The 19,864-nt window shown below is 59.5% G+C and carries 15 protein-coding genes; 14 read left to right on the plus strand and 1 reads right to left on the minus strand.

The window, feature by feature from the left end:
- Positions 1–39 precede the first annotated feature (39 nt).
- Entirely contained in the window at positions 40–2,886 is a 2,847-nt protein-coding gene (gene ppc / locus BMX55_RS03035) for a phosphoenolpyruvate carboxylase (protein ID WP_091452507.1), read from the minus strand.
- Positions 2,887–3,026: 140 nt separating this feature from the next.
- Between ppc and hemC the strand changes: the two genes are divergently transcribed.
- The 14 genes from hemC to galU all read left to right on the plus strand — a co-directional run bounded on the left by hemC (position 3,027) and on the right by galU (position 19,842).
- The gene (gene hemC, locus BMX55_RS03040) at positions 3,027–3,950 is read left to right on the plus strand and encodes a hydroxymethylbilane synthase (protein ID WP_091452510.1); all 924 of its coding nucleotides are present in this window, start codon (positions 3,027–3,029) and stop codon (positions 3,948–3,950) included.
- Positions 3,951–3,954: 4 nt separating this feature from the next.
- Entirely contained in the window at positions 3,955–4,758 is an 804-nt protein-coding gene (locus BMX55_RS03045) for a uroporphyrinogen-III synthase (RefSeq protein ID WP_091453167.1), read from the plus strand.
- Positions 4,755–5,867 carry a uroporphyrinogen-III C-methyltransferase gene (locus tag BMX55_RS03050; protein ID WP_091452512.1) on the plus strand — a complete coding sequence of 371 codons (1,113 nt, stop codon included), beginning with the start codon at positions 4,755–4,757 and terminating at the stop codon, positions 5,865–5,867. The genes BMX55_RS03045 and BMX55_RS03050 overlap by 4 nt, the downstream gene beginning before the upstream one ends.
- A gap of 26 nt (positions 5,868–5,893) precedes the next feature.
- A complete protein-coding gene (locus BMX55_RS03055; RefSeq protein ID WP_091452515.1) occupies positions 5,894–7,171 on the plus strand; it encodes a heme biosynthesis protein HemY in 1,278 nt (425 codons plus the stop codon).
- Positions 7,172–7,289: 118 nt separating this feature from the next.
- On the plus strand, positions 7,290–8,297 hold the full coding sequence (locus tag BMX55_RS03060) for a substrate-binding domain-containing protein (protein WP_218144454.1): 1,008 nt from the start codon (positions 7,290–7,292) through the stop codon (positions 8,295–8,297).
- Positions 8,298–8,300: 3 nt separating this feature from the next.
- Positions 8,301–10,883, plus strand: a complete 2,583-nt coding sequence (locus BMX55_RS03065; RefSeq protein ID WP_091452522.1) for an ATP-binding protein — start codon at positions 8,301–8,303, stop codon at positions 10,881–10,883.
- A gap of 23 nt (positions 10,884–10,906) precedes the next feature.
- Positions 10,907–12,247 (plus strand): GGDEF domain-containing response regulator, encoded by a 1,341-nt coding sequence (locus tag BMX55_RS03070; RefSeq protein ID WP_091452524.1) that lies wholly within the window; start codon positions 10,907–10,909, stop codon positions 12,245–12,247.
- 107 nt (positions 12,248–12,354) lie between these two features.
- Positions 12,355–12,942: a cytochrome b gene (locus tag BMX55_RS03075; RefSeq protein WP_091452529.1), complete on the plus strand. Its 588-nt coding sequence runs from the start codon at positions 12,355–12,357 to the stop codon at positions 12,940–12,942.
- A 104-nt stretch (positions 12,943–13,046) separates the two neighbouring features.
- Positions 13,047–13,568 carry a YceI family protein gene (locus tag BMX55_RS03080; RefSeq protein WP_425432043.1) on the plus strand — a complete coding sequence of 174 codons (522 nt, stop codon included), beginning with the start codon at positions 13,047–13,049 and terminating at the stop codon, positions 13,566–13,568.
- Positions 13,569–13,615: 47 nt separating this feature from the next.
- The gene (locus BMX55_RS03085; RefSeq protein WP_091452535.1) at positions 13,616–14,191 is read left to right on the plus strand and encodes a YceI family protein; all 576 of its coding nucleotides are present in this window, start codon (positions 13,616–13,618) and stop codon (positions 14,189–14,191) included.
- Positions 14,192–14,273: 82 nt separating this feature from the next.
- Complete coding sequence (locus BMX55_RS03090; RefSeq protein WP_091452538.1) at positions 14,274–15,062, plus strand: SDR family NAD(P)-dependent oxidoreductase; 789 nt, start codon at positions 14,274–14,276, stop codon at positions 15,060–15,062.
- Between the two features lie 132 nt (positions 15,063–15,194).
- Positions 15,195–15,821, plus strand: a complete 627-nt coding sequence (locus tag BMX55_RS03095; protein WP_091452541.1) for a VOC family protein — start codon at positions 15,195–15,197, stop codon at positions 15,819–15,821.
- A 112-nt stretch (positions 15,822–15,933) separates the two neighbouring features.
- Entirely contained in the window at positions 15,934–18,936 is a 3,003-nt protein-coding gene (locus BMX55_RS03100) for a valine--tRNA ligase (RefSeq protein ID WP_091452546.1), read from the plus strand.
- Between the two features lie 6 nt (positions 18,937–18,942).
- The gene (gene galU / locus BMX55_RS03105; protein WP_091452550.1) at positions 18,943–19,842 is read left to right on the plus strand and encodes a UTP--glucose-1-phosphate uridylyltransferase GalU; all 900 of its coding nucleotides are present in this window, start codon (positions 18,943–18,945) and stop codon (positions 19,840–19,842) included.
- The last annotated feature ends 22 nt before the right edge of the window (positions 19,843–19,864 follow it).

Here is a 19,864-nt window from a genome sequence, read left to right on the forward strand (position 1 = left end):
ACCAAATCCAACGGCTGGTTGCTCATGCATGAAAGCCAGTTAGCCGGTATTGCGCAACCCTGCCGCAATACCATTGATGGAGATGTGGATACCCGTCTGCACCCGCTCATCGCCTTGACCACCGCGCCAGCGGCGTACCAGCTCCACCTGCAAGTGGTGTAGGGGATCAATGTACGGGAAACGGTGGCGGATAGAACGCGCCAACGCCGTGTTGTTGACCAGCCGCTGCTTCTCGCCCGTGATACGGGACAAGGCATCGGCGGTGCGGTGCCATTCGGCCTCAATAGTGCTGAAGATCTTTTTGCGCAGACGGGCGTTGTCTACCAGCTCGCTGTAGCGCGAGGCCAACGCCAAATCGCTCTTGGCCAGCACCATGTCCATGTTAGAGAGCAGCGTGCTAAAGAACGGCCACTGGCGGTACATCTTGCGTAGCAGCGCCAGCTGGGCCTTGGGGTCGGTGCCCTCAGCGTGCAAAAAGGCTTCTACCGCCGCACCAAAACCGTACCAGCCCGGCAGCGTCAGGCGGCACTGGCCCCAGCTAAAGCCCCACGGGATGGCGCGCAAGTCTTCAATTTTCTGCGACGGCTTGCGCGAGGCTGGACGTGAACCGATATTGAGTTCGGCAATCTCGCGAATGGGCGTGGAATTGAAGAAGTAATCTGTAAAACCGGGGGTTTCATAAACCAGCGCCCGGTAGGCATCCATGCTCGCTTGGGATAACTGGGCGGCGGCGTCCAAAAAGTCGGGTGTGGCTGATTTGGTCGGCTGCAACAAAGTGGCCTCTAGCGTGGCAGCGACCAAGGTTTCGAGGTTGCGGCGGCCAATTTCGGGGTTGGCATATTTGGAGGCAATCACTTCGCCTTGCTCGGTCAGGCGAATCTGGCCGCGCACCGTGCCCGGAGGCTGCGCCAAAATGGCTTGGTAGCTGGGGCCACCGCCCCGGCCTACGGTGCCGCCGCGCCCGTGGAACATGCGCAAACGGATCGGCGTGTTGCCCGCAGACAACTCGTCAAACAACTCGACCAGCGCAATCTCGGCGCGGTATAGCTCCCAATTGCTGGTAAAAATGCCGCCGTCTTTGTTGCTATCAGAGTAGCCGAGCATCACGTCTTGCTCGCCACCGCTGCGACGCACCAAGGCAGCAATGTCGGGCAACTGGTAGAACTCGCGCATGATGGTCGGAGCGTTGCGCAAGTCTTCGATGGTCTCAAACAGCGGCACGACGATCAAATCGGCATGGGCTTGGCCTAGCGCCGCCGATTCGTGGCCGAGGGTGCCACGCAACAGGCCGACTTCTTTTTGCAGCAACAGCACTTCGAGCAAATCGCTCACCGTTTCGGTGTGGCTGATGATGTAGTGACGGATGGCCTCAGCGCCGTAGCGCTGGCGCATGCGCAGCGCGGCCTCAAAAATAGCCAGTTCGCTTTGGGTGTGCTCGGAGTAAGGCACACCATGCACACGCAACGGACGCGCATCTTGCAACAAGCGCATCAACACCGAGCGCTTGGCGGCCTCGCTCAAATCGGCATAGTGCGGCTCTACTTGGGCCACGGCCAGCAGTTCGGCAATCACCAGCTCGTGCTGATCGGAGCTTTGGCGCAAATCCACCGTAGCCAGATGGAAGCCAAACACCTCTACCGCGCGCATCAAGGGGCGCAAACGTTCAGGCACCATCGCAGCGCCGTGGTGGGCTTGCAGAGAGGTGGCGATGGTGCGCAGTTCGGCCAAAAACTCGGCAGCGTCGCCATAGGCGTTTTGCGGTGCTACGGCGTGCAAGGCCGCTTCGGTGCCAGTCAACTGCTGCAAGGTAGCGGCCAAGCGGGCATAGGTGCCTATCAGGGCGCGGCGGTAGGGTTCATCTTGGCGATGAGCGTTGCTGTCGGGCGAGGTTTCAGCCAAAGCTTGCATCTCGGGGCTGAGGCCCACCAGCCGTGCCGAAATGGACAACTCACTGCCCAGCAAATGCACTTCGGTCAGGTAGTGGCGCAGGGCCACTTCGCTTTGGCGGCGCAGTGCTTGTTGCAAGGTGGCGGCACTGACGTTGGGGTTGCCATCGCGGTCGCCGCCAATCCATTGGCCCATGCGCAAAAAGCTGTGGACGTGCAAATCGCCCAGTTCGCTTTCCAATTCAGCATACAGGCGTGGGATTTCACGCAGAAAGGTAGCCTCGTAGTAAGACAGGGCGTTTTCGATCTCATCGGCCACCGTCAGCTTGCTGTAGCGCAGCAGGCGGGTTTGCCACAACTGGGCCACACGGGCGCGCAAATGGGCCTCATTCGCAGCCAAGGCACGGGGCGTGAGGGCGTCTTTGGCACTGTTGTAGAGCTGGGCGCGCTCGACGATGTCGTCGCGGGTGCTCAAGAGCTGGGCAATATCGCGCTCGGCGTCCAAAATGCTCTTGCGCTGCACCTCGGTAGGGTGGGCGGTGAGCACCGGAGCGACATAACTGCTAGCCAGCGCCTCGGCAATGGTACTGGGGGCAATGCCCTCCCAGCGCAAGCGCGACAAGGCCACAGCAATGCTGCCCTCTTGCGTATCGCCCGCCCGCTCACGGATGGTGCGGCGGCGGATGTGGTGGCGGTCTTCGGCCAGATTGGCCAAATGGCTAAAGTAAGTGAAGGCGCGAATCACGCTCACCGTCTGGTCGCCAGTCAGGCCCTTGAGCAGCTTTTTGAGCGCCTTGTCGGCATCGTGGTCGGCATCTCGGCGGAAGGCCACTGAGAGCTTGCGCACCTGCTCAATCAGCTCAAAGGCTTCTACGCCTTCTTGCTCGCGGATTACATCACCCAAAATACGCCCCAATAGGCGGATATCTTGGATCAGGGGTGCATCTTTGTCAGATTTGCGCACCGAGGGGGCTTCAGTCTTGCGATGGGACGAAGTCATTTTGGTTGAGTCTCCTGCTCAATGGTTTTAAAACTGGGGCCATGCTAGCATCCGAAACTGACGCCCTTTCAGCCCACCCGGTTGCAGTAGGGCTGGTTTTGTTCCTTGAATCTGCCCTTTCTTTTGCCCTGCCCGTTTCGATGACTTTCCAAGCCCCTTCCCTCCCCCCCATCGTTATTGCTACGCGCGAAAGCCGCTTGGCACTGTGGCAGGCCGAACACGTACAAGCCCTACTGCAAGCGCGCGGCCACGCCGTATCTTTGCTGGGCATGACCACGCTGGGCGACCAAATTTTGGATCGCAGCCTGAGCAAGGTCGGTGGCAAGGGACTGTTTGTCAAAGAATTAGAAACAGCGCTGCACGATGGCCGCGCTGACATTGCCGTGCATTCACTCAAGGATGTGCCGATGGAGCTGCCCGAAGGCTTTGCCTTGGCCTGCGTCATGGAGCGCGAAGACCCGCACGATGCGTTTGTCTCGCCCCGCTATGCCAGCTTGCAAGATTTGCCCACGGGAGCAGTGGTGGGCACCTCCAGCCTGCGCCGTCAGGTGCTGCTGCAAGCCCTGCGCCCCGACTTGAACATCCAGCCCCTGCGTGGCAACTTGGATACCCGGCTGCGCAAATTGGACGAGGGCCAATACGACGCCATCGTGCTGGCTGCCGCCGGGCTGAAACGCTTGAACTTGCACGAACGCATCCGCATGATTTTTGCCCCCACGGAGATGCTGCCCGCCGCAGGCCAAGGGGCCTTGGGCATTGAAGTGCGCAGTGATCGCCAAGATTTGATCGCCGCCTTGGCCCCGTTAGCGCACCAGCCCACTTGGCTGCGCGTGACGGCAGAGCGCACCGTAAGCCGCTGCTTGGGTGGCAGTTGCTCGATGCCGCTGGCGGCCCATGCGGTGCTAGAGGGCCAACAGCTACGGCTAGATGCCGCTTGGGGCGATCCAGAACAGCACACGGCTTTGGTGCGTACCAGCGCCAGCGCCAATGTGAGCACCTTGGCCGAGGCCGATGCACTGGGCCAAGCCGTAGCAGCACAATTGCGTGCCGGTGGCGCTGGCTAAGGCCATGCCCCCGCGTATCCTGATTACCCGCCCCCAACCCGAAGCGCTGCAATGGGTAAGCGCCTTGCAGGCGCGTGGCCTGCACGCGCTGGCTTTGCCGCTGCTGGCTACCCATGCGCCCCGCGACGCGGCCACCTTGACGCGATTGCACAGCGCACAGGCACAACTAAGCCACTACCAAGCCATTATGGTGGTGAGTGGGCAGGCGGCGCGGCATTTCTTTACCCCAGCAGTGGTGCAGGCGCTAGCCGTACAAGCGGGCAGTGGGCCATCGCCCAGAATCTGGGCACCGGGCCCTGGCACCGCCCGTGTCTTGGCTGCTTTGGGCTTAGCGCACGGTTTGATCGACCAGCCTGCCGCCGATGCGCCCCAATTTGATTCTGAAGCACTCTGGAGCCAAGTGCGCCCGCAAGTCCAGTCCGGCCACCGGGTGCTGATTGTGCGTGGCAGCGATCAAGAAGGCACCCACGAAGGCTCAGGCCGCGATTGGCTGGCGCAGCAATTGCAGCAACAGGGTGCCGTGGTGGACAAGGTGGTGGCCTACCAGCGCAGCGCACCCATTTGGACTGCCGCCGAACAAGCACTGGCCGTGCAGGCCGCCAGTGATGGCTCGCTATGGCTATTCAGCAGCTCGCAAGCCATCGCCCATCTGCCCACACTGCTGCCTGCACAGCTTTGGCAGCAAGCCCACGCCTTGGCCACGCACCCGCGCATTGCAGCAGCGGCACAGGGACTGGGCTTTGGTACCGTGGCGCAATGCCGCCCGGCCCTCAAGGATGTGGCTGCCTCGATAGAATCCATGCCATGAGTCCCGCGCCTTCTTCCGCCCCGTCTGCCGCAGCCCCAGTGCCACCCACGGGGGCTGCGGTGGCACCAGAGGCTGCCGTGCCCGGCGGCACAGGCAAACTGTGGGCCTACAGCTTGACTGCCGTAGCCGTTTTGGCCGCCGCTGGTTTGACCAGTAGTGTTTTGCTCTGGCAAAAGCTCAGTACCATCCAAGAACAACTGGCCCGGCAGAGTGCCGATGCGGGCGCCCAAGCGGTAGAGGCCCGCACCTTGGCCCGCGAAGCCCAAGAGCAAACCAGCGACACCGCCACCCGCCTGACCGTAGCCGAAACTCGCCTCAACGAGGTGGCTTTGCAGCGCGGTCAATTAGAAGAGCTGATGCGCAGTGTTTCGCGCTCACGCGATGAAACCTTGGTGGTGGATATTGAGGCCGCACTGCGCCTAGCCCAGCAACAAGCACAATTTACCGGCCATCTGGAGCCACTGGTGGCATCGCTCAAGAGCGCGCAGCAGCGCATTGAGCGCGCAGCCCAGCCGCGCTTGCTGCCCCTACAGCGTGCGATGGGCCACGATCTAGAGCGCCTGAGAACCGCCACGGTGGCCGATACTGCTGGCTTATTGGCCCAGCTTGATGAACTGGTGCGCCAAGTCGATGAGCTGCCGCTGCACAATGCCGTAGCGCAAGGGGCCGCCACCCGCCGCCTGCAAGCACGAGCCAATACGCACTCAGATGGCGCAGCCCCCGTGCCCGATCAGCCGTGGTGGCAAAGCGCACTGCTGCGCGGTGGCGAGGTGGTGTGGGATGAGGTGCGCAGTTTGGTACGTGTCAGCCGCATTGACCAGCCCGAAGCCATTTTGCTGGCCCCAGAACAAGCCTTTTTTCTGCGCGAGAACCTCAAGCTCAAGCTGCTCAATGCCCGCTTGGGCGTGCTGGCGCGCCAGTTTGAATCGGCCCGGGCCGATCTATCTGCCGCCAGCGCGGCCATCCACAAATATTTCGATCCGGCCTCGCGGCGCACGCAAAATGCCGCCACTACCCTGCAACAGGTACAGACGCACATGAAGCAGACCGAGCTGCCGCGTCTGGATGAAACCTTTGCCGCCCTCGGTAGCGCGGCAGCGGGCCGCTAACACCGGTCAGAAAGCAGCTACAGCCCATGCGTGCCGCCCTCTGGCTTTTGGCCCTTTTTGCCGTTGCTGTGGCGTCGGCCTTGTTTGCTGGCAACAACCAAGGCACCGTCACCTTGTTCTGGCCGCCCTATCGGCTCGATTTATCGCTCAATCTGGTGCTGCTGCTGTTGGCGCTGGGTTTTGCCACGCTGTATGCCGCCCTGCGCGGTTTGGCAGCGCTGCTGGCCCTGCCGCGCCAAGCCCAGCGCTGGCGCTTGCAACAAAAAGAGCGGGCCATGCACGCGGCCTTGCTAGAGGCACTGGCTGAGTGGATGGCAGGGCGCTTTTTGCGCTCGCGCAAGGCCGCCCTGCTGGCACTGGCCCAAGAAGCGGCCCTCACTCAGGCGGGCGAGGTGTTGCCCCATGCCCATGTACTGCGCGCCTTGGCCCACCTGATCGCCGCCGAAGACTCCCAAGCCCTGCAAGACCACCGGCAGCGTGAGCAACATTTGCAGCGGGCCCTAGAACACGCACCAGCCTACGGCAGCAGCCACGATTTAGTACTGCGCGAAGGCATACAACTGCGCGCCGCCCGTTGGGCGCTAGAAGACCATGATGCCCGCAGCGCCCTCGAATGGCTGGCCGCACTGCCCCAAGGTGCTGCTCGGCGCACCTTGGCACTGCGTACCCGACTACAAGCAACGCGCCACGCCGAGCAAACGCAAGAGGCCCTAGAAACCGCCCGGTTGCTGGCAAAACACCGGGCGTTCTCGCCCGCCGCCGGGCAAAGCCTCGTGCGCGGGCTAGCCACCGAACTGATCGATGGCGCCCACGACCCAATACAACTGCAACAAGTCTGGCAAACGCTAGAACCTACCGAGCGGGCCATGCCAGAATTGGCCATCCACGCCGCCCAGCGCCTGAGCACCCTAGGGGGCGATGCGGCCCAAGTGCGCCACTGGCTGCTGCCAGTGTGGCCGCTGTTGCAGCAACCCCCCGGTACCTTAAGCGATACACTGGCCCTCAAATTGGTAGGCACCCTAGAGGCCAGCCTGCACGGCATGGATGACCCTTGGCTGGCCCGCATGGAGGCCGCCGCCCAAGCGCAGCCACAGCAGGTTCACTTGCAATACTTGGCTGGTGTAGCCTGCCTACAGCGCCAACTATGGGGCAAAGCGCAGCAATTGTTGGCGCCATGTAGCCAACAATTGCCAGATGCCAGTCTGCGCCGACGTGCATGGCGGCATTTAGCCGCGTTGGCCGAACGGCGCGGTGATGTCGCAGCAGCCACCCAAGCATGGAAACAAGCAGCCCAAGCCGAATAACACCAAACGCTACCAAGCGTGGCATAGCGCAGGCCAGAGTGAGATCGCTTTGCTATGGGCAAGAAAAAAACAATAATGCAGCGTAGTTCGATAGCCACTGCTGCCATGGAGTGTTTTCATGTTGTCCCGCTTTTGTAAAATGTTCTTGGCCACTGCGCTACTGCTGGGTTTGCTGGCCTGTAAAGATGCCAACGATCTGCAACTGAGCAGCGTCACCACAGCACCAGTGCCCGTTGCACCCACCAAACCCGCGCCAGACGACAAGAAAAAAACCATCGCCTTGGTGATGAAAACCCTGACCAACCCCTTTTTCATTGCAATGGAACAAGGCGCACGCCGGGCTGAACGCCAACTGGGCGTGCAATTGCAAGTCAAAGTAGCAGCACAAGAGACTTCTATCGAGCAGCAAATCCAAATTGTCGATGACCTGATCAGCGCCAAGGTAGATGCCCTCGTCATTGCACCGGGCGACTCGCAACGTTTGGTGCCGGTGCTCAAAAGGGCCGCTGATGCTGGTATCAAGCTGGTCAATCTAGACAACCGCCTAGACCCCCAAACAGTAGCGCAAGCGGGGCTAGCTCCCATCCCATTTTTGAGTGTAGACAACGAAAAGGCTGCCTATGCAGCGGCGCAGTGGCTGGCCAAAGAGGCCCGCCCCGGCACCCAAGCCATCGTGCTAGAAGGCATTCGCAGCGCCGACAACGCCCGCCAGCGCCAGCAAGGGGCCAAACGTGCTTTAGCCGACAACCCCGCAGTCCAACTGGTAGCCAGTGAGAGCGCACACTGGAAAATCGACGAGGGCTACAGCGTGACACGCGAGCTGCTCACCCGCCACCCCCGCGTACAACTGATTTATGCGGCCAACGACATGATGGCACTGGGCGCAATCCAATACCTGCAAGAAAAAGGGCTCGGCGATGTCAAGGTAGGCGGCTACGATGCCATTGACGATGCCGTGGCCGAGGTGCGCAAAGGCCGCCTGAGTGTCACCGTCGATCAGCAGGCCGCCGAGCAAGGCTTTCAGGGGATGATGCTGGCGCATCGCTTGCTGGCCGGAGACAAGGTGCCTTTGGTCACGCTGGTCGATGTGCAACTGGTCACGGCCTCTACCTCTAGCCTACCTTAAGCCGTGCGCTGGAACAACACCATCACCACCCGGTTGGTGGCGTATTTGCTGCTCACCGGCATTGTGCCCTTGCTGCTGTTTGGTGTGGGTGCCTTTTATGTAGCGCGTGGCATGGTGCTAGAGCAAACTACGGCCAACAACCAGCGCACCCTGCAAGAGGCGCAGCAGCTGCTCACGCTCTACAGTGAGCAGCTAGAGGACTTGGCTAGCAACATCGCTGGCAATGAGGCCATCGCCCGTGCCCTCTACGAGCTAGACCGCGCCACTGAAGACAGCTATAGCCGCCTAAACACCCGCGCCCAAATTGGCTACATCCTGAACCATTTTTTGCGCACCAGAGGGCTGGTATCGCTGGATGTATTGTCCTTGCAAGGGCGGCATTTTCATGTGGGTGCAACGCTAGACGCCCAAGACGTACCCACAAACACCGTACGCCAGCTGGTGCAAGAGGCCCAAGCCTCAGGCCGGGGCACCTTCTGGCGCAGCATCGATGATGGTGCCAACCTTGGACTGGCCCCCAACAAGGTCTACACCCTGACCCACCCCATCAGCCATTACGATGAAAAAGCCGGGGTACATTCTGTAGTCGGTGTGCTGGTCATCAGCATCAACGATGCAATTTTTCAAAAACACCACGAACTAGACGCCTCTGGTTATGGGCTGGCACGGCTGATGGTGACGGATCGCAGCGGCCATTTTGTCCATCACCCCGACCAACGCTATTTTGGCCAGCCCGTGGCCCCCGCCTTGGTGCGCTTGCTGCAACAAGGCAAACCCGACCGAAGCTTGATGCTCGATGGGCAGCAAGTCTGGTTCTCTGCCGTACCCTTGGCCAAAATGGGGGGTTATTTGGTGCTCACCTCGCCCTTAGCGCAGCAAACAACGCAAGTGTTACGCTTGGCCTTGCTGGCGCTGGCCTTGCTGCTGGTTTGCTTGGCCGTGATGGCAGTTTTGGTACACCGCCACGCCCGGCAGGTGGTAGCACCGCTGCGCGCCGTGGCCCAACGCTTTCAGCGCCTGAGCCAAGCACCGCAAGCAGCCCATGCGCCCTTACCCATCCCCGCCGAACGCGATGAGATTACCGACTTGGTGACAGGCTTTAATGCCTACTTGCACACTGTGCAGCAGCAGCAACATGCCACCGAAGTCTTGCGCTGTACCCAGCAAGAACTGCTAGAGCAGGCCCAGACCCTACGCACCGCTATTGAGGCCATCGACGAGGCTTTTGTGCTGTTCGATGAAAACGACCGCCTGGTGTTTTGCAATGAGAAGTACCGCACCCTCATTCCGGCCCATGATCTGCTGGACTTGCACGGCAAAACGTTTGAAGAACTGCTGCGCATCCGTATCCGGGCGGGCAACTATGCCAACCTCACTCAGGCCTCGCTGCCAGAGCAAGATGCTTGGGTACAGCAGCGCATGCTCATCCACCGCGACGGCCAACAGACGACAGAGCAAAAACTGCACGATGGGCGCTGGCTGCGCATTGTCGATCGTAAAACGCCTACGGGTTACACGGTGGGCTTTCGGGTAGACATCACACGCCTCAAGCAGATGCAAGAGGCTGCCGAAGCCGCCAACCGCGCCAAGAGCGATTTTTTGGCCAACATGAGCCACGAAATCCGCACCCCCATGAACGCCATCATCGGCATGACCGCTTTGGTGCTTGACTCCCCCCTGACACCACGCCAGCGCGACTACCTAGGCAAGGCCCACACCTCGGCCAAGGCGCTGTTGCAATTGCTCAATGACATTCTGGACTACTCCAAAATTGAGGCGGGCCGCATGGAGCTGGAACAAGAACCTTTTGAGCTGGCAGCCCTAGTGCAACAGGTACACGACCTGTTTGCGCACCAACTAGAGGCCAAGCAACTGCAATGGCAGCAGGATATTGATCCGCATTTGCCCCGCTATCTGGTGGGCGATGCCCTGCGCTTGGGCCAGATTTTGAGCAATCTGGTCAGCAACGCTATCAAGTTTACCCCGCACGGAGGGGTGCAGTTGTCCTTTTCATGGCAGGCAGAAACAGCCCATACCATCACCCTGCAAGGCAAGGTATCCGATACCGGCATCGGCATGACACCTGAGCAGGTGCAGCGGCTGTTTGCGGCCTTTACCCAAGCCGATAGCTCCATCACACGCAAATATGGCGGCACGGGGCTAGGGCTCTCTATCGTGCGGCAACTGACCCACCTCATGGGTGGCAGCGTACAAGTGCAAAGCACAGCAGGCCAAGGCAGCATGTTCTGTTTTCAGGTCACGCTGGCGCGCGCCAGCGAAGAGCTGGCACCCGCCAAAGCAACTACGCCTGAAGAGACAACCCCGTTGGAATTTTGCCCAGCTACGGCGACCTGTATCAACTACCTCCAACTGCACCAACTGCTGGCCGAGCTCGAACCCCTGCTACAAGCCAACCGATTGGCAGCCAAACGCACCAGCGAAGAGATCGAGCTATTGCTGCAAGGCAGTGCGCTGGCTAGCGCTTTTGCGCCAGTGAGCATCGCTGTGCGCCGCCTGCAATTTAAGCCAGCGCTCGAAGCACTGCTCACCTTTGCCTCCACCCTGCCCGCCAGCACGGCACAATAAACACAAAAGAAAGAGACTGTTTCATGCTGCCCCCACGCCCCCAAGTCTTGATCGTGGACGACCAACCAGAAAACATCGAAGTTCTGGGTGAAACGCTGGCCGACATCTGCGACATCGGTTTTGCCCTGTCTGGGCAAGAAGGGCTGGCCCAAGTAGATGAGGACTTGCCTGACCTGATTTTGCTCGATGTGATGATGCCCGACATGAACGGCTACGAAGTGCTAGCGCACTTGCGCAGCAACCCGCGCACACGCGATGTACCGGTGATTTTTGTAACTGCCCGCATCGATCCAGACAGCGAAACACAGGGCATCGAGGCGGGGGCCGTAGACTTTATCCACAAGCCCATCAACCCACAGGTGGTCAAAACACGGGTATCGGCACACCTAGAAAGAGCACAACAACGCGCCGCGCTGGCCCAGCTCAACCGCCAGCTAGAGCAATCGCTGGCCGATATCAAAGCCGCACAAAACAAGCTGCAAGTACTCTCTACCGCCATTGAGCAATCGCCCTTGACAGTGATGGTCACTGACACCCAAGGCCGCATTGAATACGTTAATCCTTACTTTACCCAACTGACCGGCTACTCTTTTGATGAGGTGTGCGGACAACGGCCATCCATGCTCAAATCAGGCCTGACCGACCAATTGGTGTTTAGCGAGTTGTGGACGGAGCTCAACCACGGGAACCGCTGGATGGGGGAAATTATCAACTGCACCAAGCATGGCCAAACCTATGTCGAAGAGACACACATTGCCCCAGTCATTGATGCCGAAGGCCGACACAGCCACTATGTCGCCATCAAGCTCGACATCACAGAGCGCAAGCACTCACAAGAAAAACTCGACCATCTCGCCCATTACGACATCCTGACCAATTTGCCCAACCGCAGCCTGTTTATGGATCGCGTTGAGCGCGGGCTGGCGCTGGCTAAACGCCACGCCTCGCTGCTGGCGCTGCTGTTTATTGACCTAGACAAGTTCAAGCCCATCAACGACATCTGGGGCCACGCCATTGGCGACTTGGTATTGCAAGAGGTAGCGCAGCGTATGCAATCTTGCGTGCGCGAGTCCGACACTGTGAGCAGGGTCGGGGGTGACGAGTTTGTGGTGCTGCTGCTCAACCTCAGCAGCCCCACCGACGCCTTGCAGGTGGCCGAAAAAATACGCTTGGCCCTCAATGAACCGATGCAGCTCGATGGCAAAGTGCTGTCGGTGTCTTCCTGCATTGGCGTGGCACTGTACCCAGAACACGGCCAAACGCAAACCGAGCTGTCGCGCCATGCCGATGCCGCCATGTACCAAGCCAAAGAGCGGGGCCGCAACCAAGTGGTGCTGTTTGAACCCATGATGGCCGGGGCCTAAACTTGCTGCCATATTCAAATATTTTTAATTGAAACATCAATTCAATTGAAACTAAAAGAATGGAATGGTTCTTACACTGACATTGTTTCTGATGCCAGTTGCCATCCATGCCCACACACCACACACTTCCTACTGCTGCCCCTAGCCTACCTGCCAGCCGCTACAGCACCACCGCCATCGCATTGCACTGGCTGCTCGGCGCTGCACTGATCGCCGTGTTTGCGGTGGGCATATACATGGCCGATTTGCCGTTTTCGCCCCGGCGCTTGCAGCTTTATAACTGGCACAAATGGGCCGGTGTGACCATCTTGCTGCTATCGCTGCTGCGCTTGGTTTGGCGCATCACGCACCGCCCACCAGCCTTGCCCGCTGCGATGGAGGCAGCCATGCCGCAGTGGCAAAAAGTAGCGCACCACGGCACGCACCATGCGCTGTACCTGCTGTTTTTTGCCGTGCCCTTGTTGGGCTGGGCCTACAGCTCAGCGGCTGGCTTTCCTATTGTATTTTTGGGCCTCGTGCCTTTGCCTGATTTTGTGCCAGCTAGCCCAGCACTGGCCGAGTTGCTCAAGCCGCTGCACAAGCTCTCAGCTTTGGGCATGGCTGCCTTGGTGCTGCTGCACGTGGCAGCAGCGCTCAAACACCAACTGATTGACCGCGACAACCTGTTGGCCCGCATGTGGCCCGGCCAGCGTTGAACTTTGTTCAAGCACCTGCGCTCTGATCTCTTTTTAGTCTGGATCTTGTAATGAAAATCATTTCTTTATTCTCTACTTTGGTGCTTGGCAGTGCCAGCCTGCTCATGGCCGCCCCAGCCAGCGCACAGCAAGCCTTGGTGCCAGCACAAAGCAACATCAGTTTTACTGCCAAGCAAATGGGCGTGCCGCTGCAAGGGCATTTCAAGAAATTCACTGCCCAAGTAGCTTTTGATGCCACCAAGTTGGCTACGAGCAAAATCAGCTTTAGCGTCGATACCGGCAGCGCCACGCTGGGCTCGAAAGAAACCGATGCCGAGCTGCCAAAAGCGGTGTGGTTTAACGTGCCCCAGTTTCCGCAAGCCACGTTTGAATCCAGCAGCATCAAGGCACTGGGTGGTGGCAAATTTGATGTGGCAGGCAAGCTGACCATCAAAGGCCAAGCCCGTGATGTGACCGTGCCTGTGGCCCTGAGCCAAAACGGTGGCACCACCACCGCCACCGGCACACTGGCCCTCAAGCGTTTAGCCTACAAGATTGGTGAGAACGAATGGGCCGACACCTCGATGGTGGCCGACGATGTGCAAGTGCAATTCAAGCTCGCACTGACCGGCGTGGGCAAGCTGTAATTTTTCTTTTCCCCCGATTTTTTCAACGTTTTTTCAGGAGTTTTTTCATGCGTAAATCCCTCTTCTCCTTGGCCGCTATCGCTACTTTGGCCGCCAGCGCCGTGCAAGCTGCCCCCGCTGCCTACGCCATTGACCCCACGCACACCTTTGCCACCTTCGAGATCAGCCACTTTGGTGCTACCGTGAACCGGGGCCGCTTTGACAAAAAAGAAGGCACTGTGCAATTTGACAAAGCCGGTAAGAGCGGCAAGGTAGATATCAGCTTTGATATTGCCTCGGTCAACACCGGCACCGCCGCTTTTGACAAGCACCTGCAAAGCGCCGACATTTTTGACGCAGCCAAGCACCCCACGGCCCAATTTGTCTCTGACAAGTTCCACTTTAACGGCGACAAGGTCACTTCCGTGGATGGCAAACTAACCCTGCTGGGCAAAACCCAGCCCATCACCCTCAAGGCCAACCAGTTTGCCTGCTATGACAGCCCGATGCTCAAGCGCGAAGTGTGCGGCGGCGACTTTGAAGCCACCATCGACCGCACGGCTTTTGGCCTGAACTACGGCGTTGATTGGGGCTTCCCGAAGAACGTGCGCTTGGTCGTGCAGATTGAAGCGGTCAAGCAATAAGCCCTGTAATCTCCCCCAATAATGAACGCGCCAAGCCCCACAAGGCTGGCGCTTTTTTCTGTCTTTTTTCAGCAATTTTGTTATGCACATTGATCTTTCCGGAAAAACCGCCCTCATCACCGGGGCCAGCGCGGGTATCGGTTTGGCTATTGCCCGTGGGCTGGCCCAAGCCGGGGCCAGCGTCACCCTGAGCGCCCGCGATGCCCAGCGCCTCAACGCTGCCGTGGCCGCCTTGCAGGCTGAAGGCTTGCAAGCCCAAGGCATTGCCGCTGATTTGGCTACCGCCAATGGCTGCCAAGCGCTGATTGCTGCCGTGCCCGCCACCGACATCCTCATCAACAATTTGGGCATTTACGGCACGCAAGACTTTTTTGCCCTGACCGATGAAGACTGGGAAACCTTCTTCCAAACCAACGTGATGAGCGGCCTGCGCCTGTCGCGCCACTACGCCCAAGGCATGAAAGCGCGTGGCTGGGGTCGCATCCAATTTATCTCTAGCGAGTCAGCCATCAATATCCCCGCCGATATGGTGCATTACGGCGTGAGCAAATCGGCCTTGCAGGGCCTGTCGCGTGGGCTGGCCAAGGTGCTGGCGGGCAGCGGCGTGACCGTCAACACCATTTTGCCCGGCCCAACGCGCACCGAAGGGGTGCAAACTTTCTTTGCCAACTTGGCGCGTGAACAAGGTATCTCGGTGCCAGAGATGGAAGTGCGCTTCTTCCGCGAAAACCGCCCCTCTAGCCTGATTGGCCGCTTTGCCACCCCCGAAGAAGTAGCCAATCTGTGCGTTTATGCCGCCTCGCCCCAAGCCAGCGCCACCACCGGCGCAGCGCTGCGCGTGGAAGGCGGGATTGTCGAGAGCATTATTTGAGACTTTCTGATTTCTGCATCCGTGCATCAGCCAGCCCAGATCGGGCTGGCTTTTTTGTGCCCCAAGCAAGCACATTAAATTACTTTAAGGTAAACTCATTACGCTTAGTAAAACAACCACCCGGAGACTTTGATGAACGCCCCCTTACAACCCGATCTGGCCAGCCTGCCGCCCGCAGCCCCTATCCAGCAACTGCACCACTACGCCTACAAATCGCGGGATGCCGAAGAAACGCGCCATTTCTACGAAGACATCCTCGGGTTGCCGCTGTACCACATCATCCAGAGTGACTATGTGCCGTCCACGGGCGAATACTGCCCCTACACGCACTTCTTTTTCCGCTTGCAAGATGGCTCGTTCATCGCCTTTTTTGACATTGGCGACGATGTCAAACCCGAACCTTCGCCCAACACGCCACTGTGGATCAACCACATTGCCTTCCGCGTCAACAGCGTGCAAGAGCTAGAAAACACCAAGGCCCGCCTAGAGGCACATGGCATTGAGGTGCTGGGCGTCACCGACCACCACATCTTCAAGAGCATCTACTTCTTTGATCCCAACGGCATCCGTTTGGAACTGGCCGCCCAAGTGGCCGATGCCGACCAGATGGAAAAAGATAGCCAAGTGGCCCACGAGCGCCTGAACGCTTGGACGGCACGCAAAGAACAATGGCGCAAAGAACGCGCCGAAGGCAAGGTAAACACCCTGCTCAAGCCTGAGACCAACGACCGCCCCGAATTCGTGCCCCAGCAGGCTTAAAACCTCAGCGGCAAGTAAGCAAGGCAGGCCGGTAGAATTAGCTCCCATTCCGTCACCTGCCAACCCGACGGCATCCCCAGTGGATGCCGTTGTCATTTCTGAGATGCCCCCGATGAGCGACACCCTCTCCCAACCCGGCCTTGCCAGTCTGTCCAAATCGTTTGAACCCGCCGCGCTGGAAGCCCAGTGGGGCCCTGAGTGGGAAACTCGCGGCTACGGTGCTGCCGGTGTACGCGGCACGGGCCAAGCAGATGCCAGCCAGCCCGCCTTTGCCATCCAGTTGCCCCCGCCCAATGTGACCGGCACGCTGCACATGGGCCATGCGTTCAACCAGACCATCATGGACAGTTTGACACGCTACCACCGCATGAAGGGCCACAACACAGCTTGGATTCCGGGCACCGACCACGCCGGTATTGCCACACAAATCGTCGTGGAGCGCCAACTGCAAGAGCAGGGCATCAGCCGCCACGATATGGGCGCGACACCCTTTGAAGCGCGCAAGAACTTTGTCTCCAAAGTCTGGGAGTGGAAAGAAAAGAGCGGCAACACCATCACCACGCAAATGCGCCGTATGGGCGATAGCGTGGACTGGAGCCGTGAATACTTCACGATGGACGACAAGCTGTCCAAGGTGGTCAGCGAGACTTTTGTGCGCCTGTACCAACAGGGCTTGATCTACCGGGGCAAGCGGCTGGTCAATTGGGACCCGAAGTTGCAATCGGCAGTGTCGGATCTCGAAGTAGAAAACGAAGAAAAAGACGGCTCGCTCTGGTACATCGTTTACCCGCTCACCGATGGCTCTGGCAGCCTGACGGTAGCCACCACCCGCCCCGAAACCATGCTGGGCGACGTGGCGGTGATGGTGCATCCCGACGATGAACGCTACAAAGACTTTATCGGTAAAACCGTGACGCTGCCGCTGGTGGGCCGCGAGATTCCAGTCATTGCCGACGACTATGTGGACAAAGACTTTGGTACCGGCGTGGTCAAGGTCACGCCCGCCCACGACGAAAACGACTACGCCGTGGGCCGCCGCCACCGCCTGAGTGCGCTGATTATTTTTGACTTGCAGGCGCGCACCCTGTCGGCGGATCGCATTGCAGACATCCATGCGCAAATCTGGAGCTATGGCCTGAGCGATGAGGAAGAAGAGCGTGCCGCCCCCGCTGCCCATGCCGCCTTCTTGCACGAATTGTCCCAACTGCCCACTGCCGAGGCCGTGGCCCGTTTGGTGCCCGTGGCCTACCAAGGGCTAGACCGCTATGTGGCACGCAAAAAGATCGTGGCTGATTTGCAAGAATCGGGGGCCTTGGTCGATTCCAAAAAGCACAAGCTGATGGCCCCGATTTGCACCCGCACCGGCGAGATGATCGAAAAGATGCTCACCGACCAGTGGTTTGTAGCCATGAACAAGGTGGGCGAAGGCGATGCCACCGGCCAAAGCATTGCGCAAAAAGCCATCGAAGCCGTCGATTCGGGTGCCGTGAAGTTTGTGCCCGAAAACTGGATCAACACCTACCACCAGTGGATGAACAACATCCAAGACTGGTGCATCTCGCGCCAACTGTGGTGGGGCCATCAGATTCCGGCGTGGTACGACGAAGAGGGCAACGTTTATGTCGCCCGCAACGAGGCCGAAGCACAAGCCCAAGCGCCGGGCAAAACACTGCGCCGCGACGAAGATGTGCTCGACACTTGGTATTCCTCCGCGCTGGTGCCGTTTAGCACCATGGGCTGGCCGGAACAGTCGGAAGCCGCCAACGACGACTTCAACCTCTACCTACCCAGCAGCGTACTCGTCACAGGTTATGACATCATTTTCTTCTGGGTGGCCCGGATGATTATGATGACCACGCACTTTACCGGCAAAGTGCCGTTTAAGCACGTTTACATCCACGGCTTGGTGCGTGATGCCCAAGGCAAGAAGATGAGCAAGTCGGAAGGCAATGTGCTCGACCCGGTCGATCTGATCGACGGCATTGCCTTGGAACCCCTGCTGGACAAGCGCACCACTGGCCTGCGCAAGCCCGAAACCGCGCCCCGCGTGCGCAAAGACACGCAAAAGGAATTCCCAGACGGCATTCCGGCCTACGGGGCCGATGCGTTGCGCTTTACTTTTGCCGCATTGGCTAGCTTGGGCCGCAGCATCAACTTTGACAGCAAGCGCTGCGAAGGCTATCGCAACTTCTGCAACAAGCTCTGGAACGCCAGCCGCTTTGTGCTGATGAACTGCGAAGGCTACGATTGCGGCGTCACCTCCGAGGCGGTGCTTGAGCGCAGCGATGCCGACCGCTGGATTATTTCGCAACTGCAAAAAGTCGAGGCCGAAGTGGCCAAAGGCTTTGCCGAGTACCGCCTGGATAATGTCGCTAATACGGTTTACGACTTTGTCTGGAACGAGTTCTGCGACTGGTATCTGGAAATCGCCAAGGTGCAAATCCAGACTGGCAACGAAGCCCAACAGCGCGCCACGCGCCGCACGCTGATTCGCACATTGGAAGCGATTTTGCGTCTGGCCCACCCCATCATCCCGTTCATCACCGAAGCCCTGTGGCAAACCGTGGCCCCAGTGGCCGGATTGGCTGGTGCTTCGGTCAGCATTGCCCACTACCCCGAAGCACAAGCCGACAAAATCGACGCTGCCGCCGTGGCCCAAATGGCGCGCCTGAAGGCGCTGGTCGATACCTGCCGCACTCTGCGCGGCGAGATGAATGTCTCGCCCGCCAGCCGCCTACCCTTACTGGTGGTGGGAGATGCCAGCTTTGTGCGTGAGGTGGCCCCCGTGTTGCAAGCGCTGGCTAAGCTCAGTGAAGTCAAGGTGTTTGACGATGAAGCCGCTTGGCAGGCTGCTGCCCAAACTGCCCCAGTGGCAGTGGTCGGTGAAGCACGCTTGGCGCTGTTTGTTGAGATTGATGTCGCGGCTGAAAAAGCCCGCTTGGGCAAAGAAGCCGCCCGCCTGCAAGGCGAGATTGCCAAGGCCCAAGGCAAACTCGGCAACGAAGCGTTTGTGGCCAAAGCCCCACCGGCAGTGCTCGCCCAAGAGCAAAAACGTGTTGCCGATTTCACGGCCACGCTGGCCCGCATTCAGGAGCAACTAGCCCGCTTGGGTTAAAAAACGATGAGCCTGCACCTTCCGGCCCCGATCCGCAAAGCTGTGTTCCCGGTGGCCGGGTTGGGCACGCGGTTTTTGCCTGCCACCAAAGCCTCACCCAAGGAGATGCTGCCGGTGGTAGACAAACCGCTGATCCAGTATGCGGTAGAAGAAGCCTACGCCGCTGGCGTGCGGCACATGATCTTCGTCACTGGGCGCGGTAAGCGTGCGATTGAAGACCATTTTGATACCGCCTACGAGTTAGAAAACGAACTGGAACAGGCGGACAAACAGGAACTGCTGGCACTGGTGCGCTCCATCCAGCCCCCAGATATGGACTGCGCCTTTGTGCGCCAGCCCCGTGCCTTGGGGCTAGGCCACGCCGTGCTTTGTGCCGAGCCGCTGGTGGGGCAAGAACCCTTTGCAGTGCTGCTGGCCGACGATTTGATGGTCGGCCCCGCCGATGGCTTGCCAGTGTTGGCTCAAATGGTGCGCAGCTTTGCCGAGCAAGGCCGCTCCTTGCTGGCGGTGCAAGAAGTGCCGTTGGAGCAGGTGAACCGCTATGGGATCGTGGCCGGGCAGCCTGCGGGTGGCCCGTCGCCGCTGCTGCGCATTGAGCGCATCGTCGAAAAGCCCAGTCCGGAAACCGCCCCCTCACGCATGGGTGTGGCCGGACGCTATATCCTGACGCCCGCCATCTTTGGCCATATCCGCCAGCAAACGCAAGGGGCCGGGGGTGAAATCCAACTCACCGATGCTATTGCCCGCCTGATGGCGCACGAGGCCGTCTATGCCTACCAGTACACCGGCAAGCGCTACGACTGCGGCAGCAAGGAGGGCTTTTTGCAAGCCACGGTAGAACTGGCCTTGCAGCACCCACAGGTGGGAGAGGCATTCCGGGCCTACCTGAAGGGCTTGGCGCTGTAATTTACTGCTCCCCCAAAGCGGG

It is taken from the genome of Giesbergeria anulus (assembly GCF_900111115.1).
GTDB classification, from domain to species: Bacteria; Pseudomonadota; Gammaproteobacteria; order Burkholderiales; family Burkholderiaceae_C; genus Simplicispira; species Simplicispira anulus.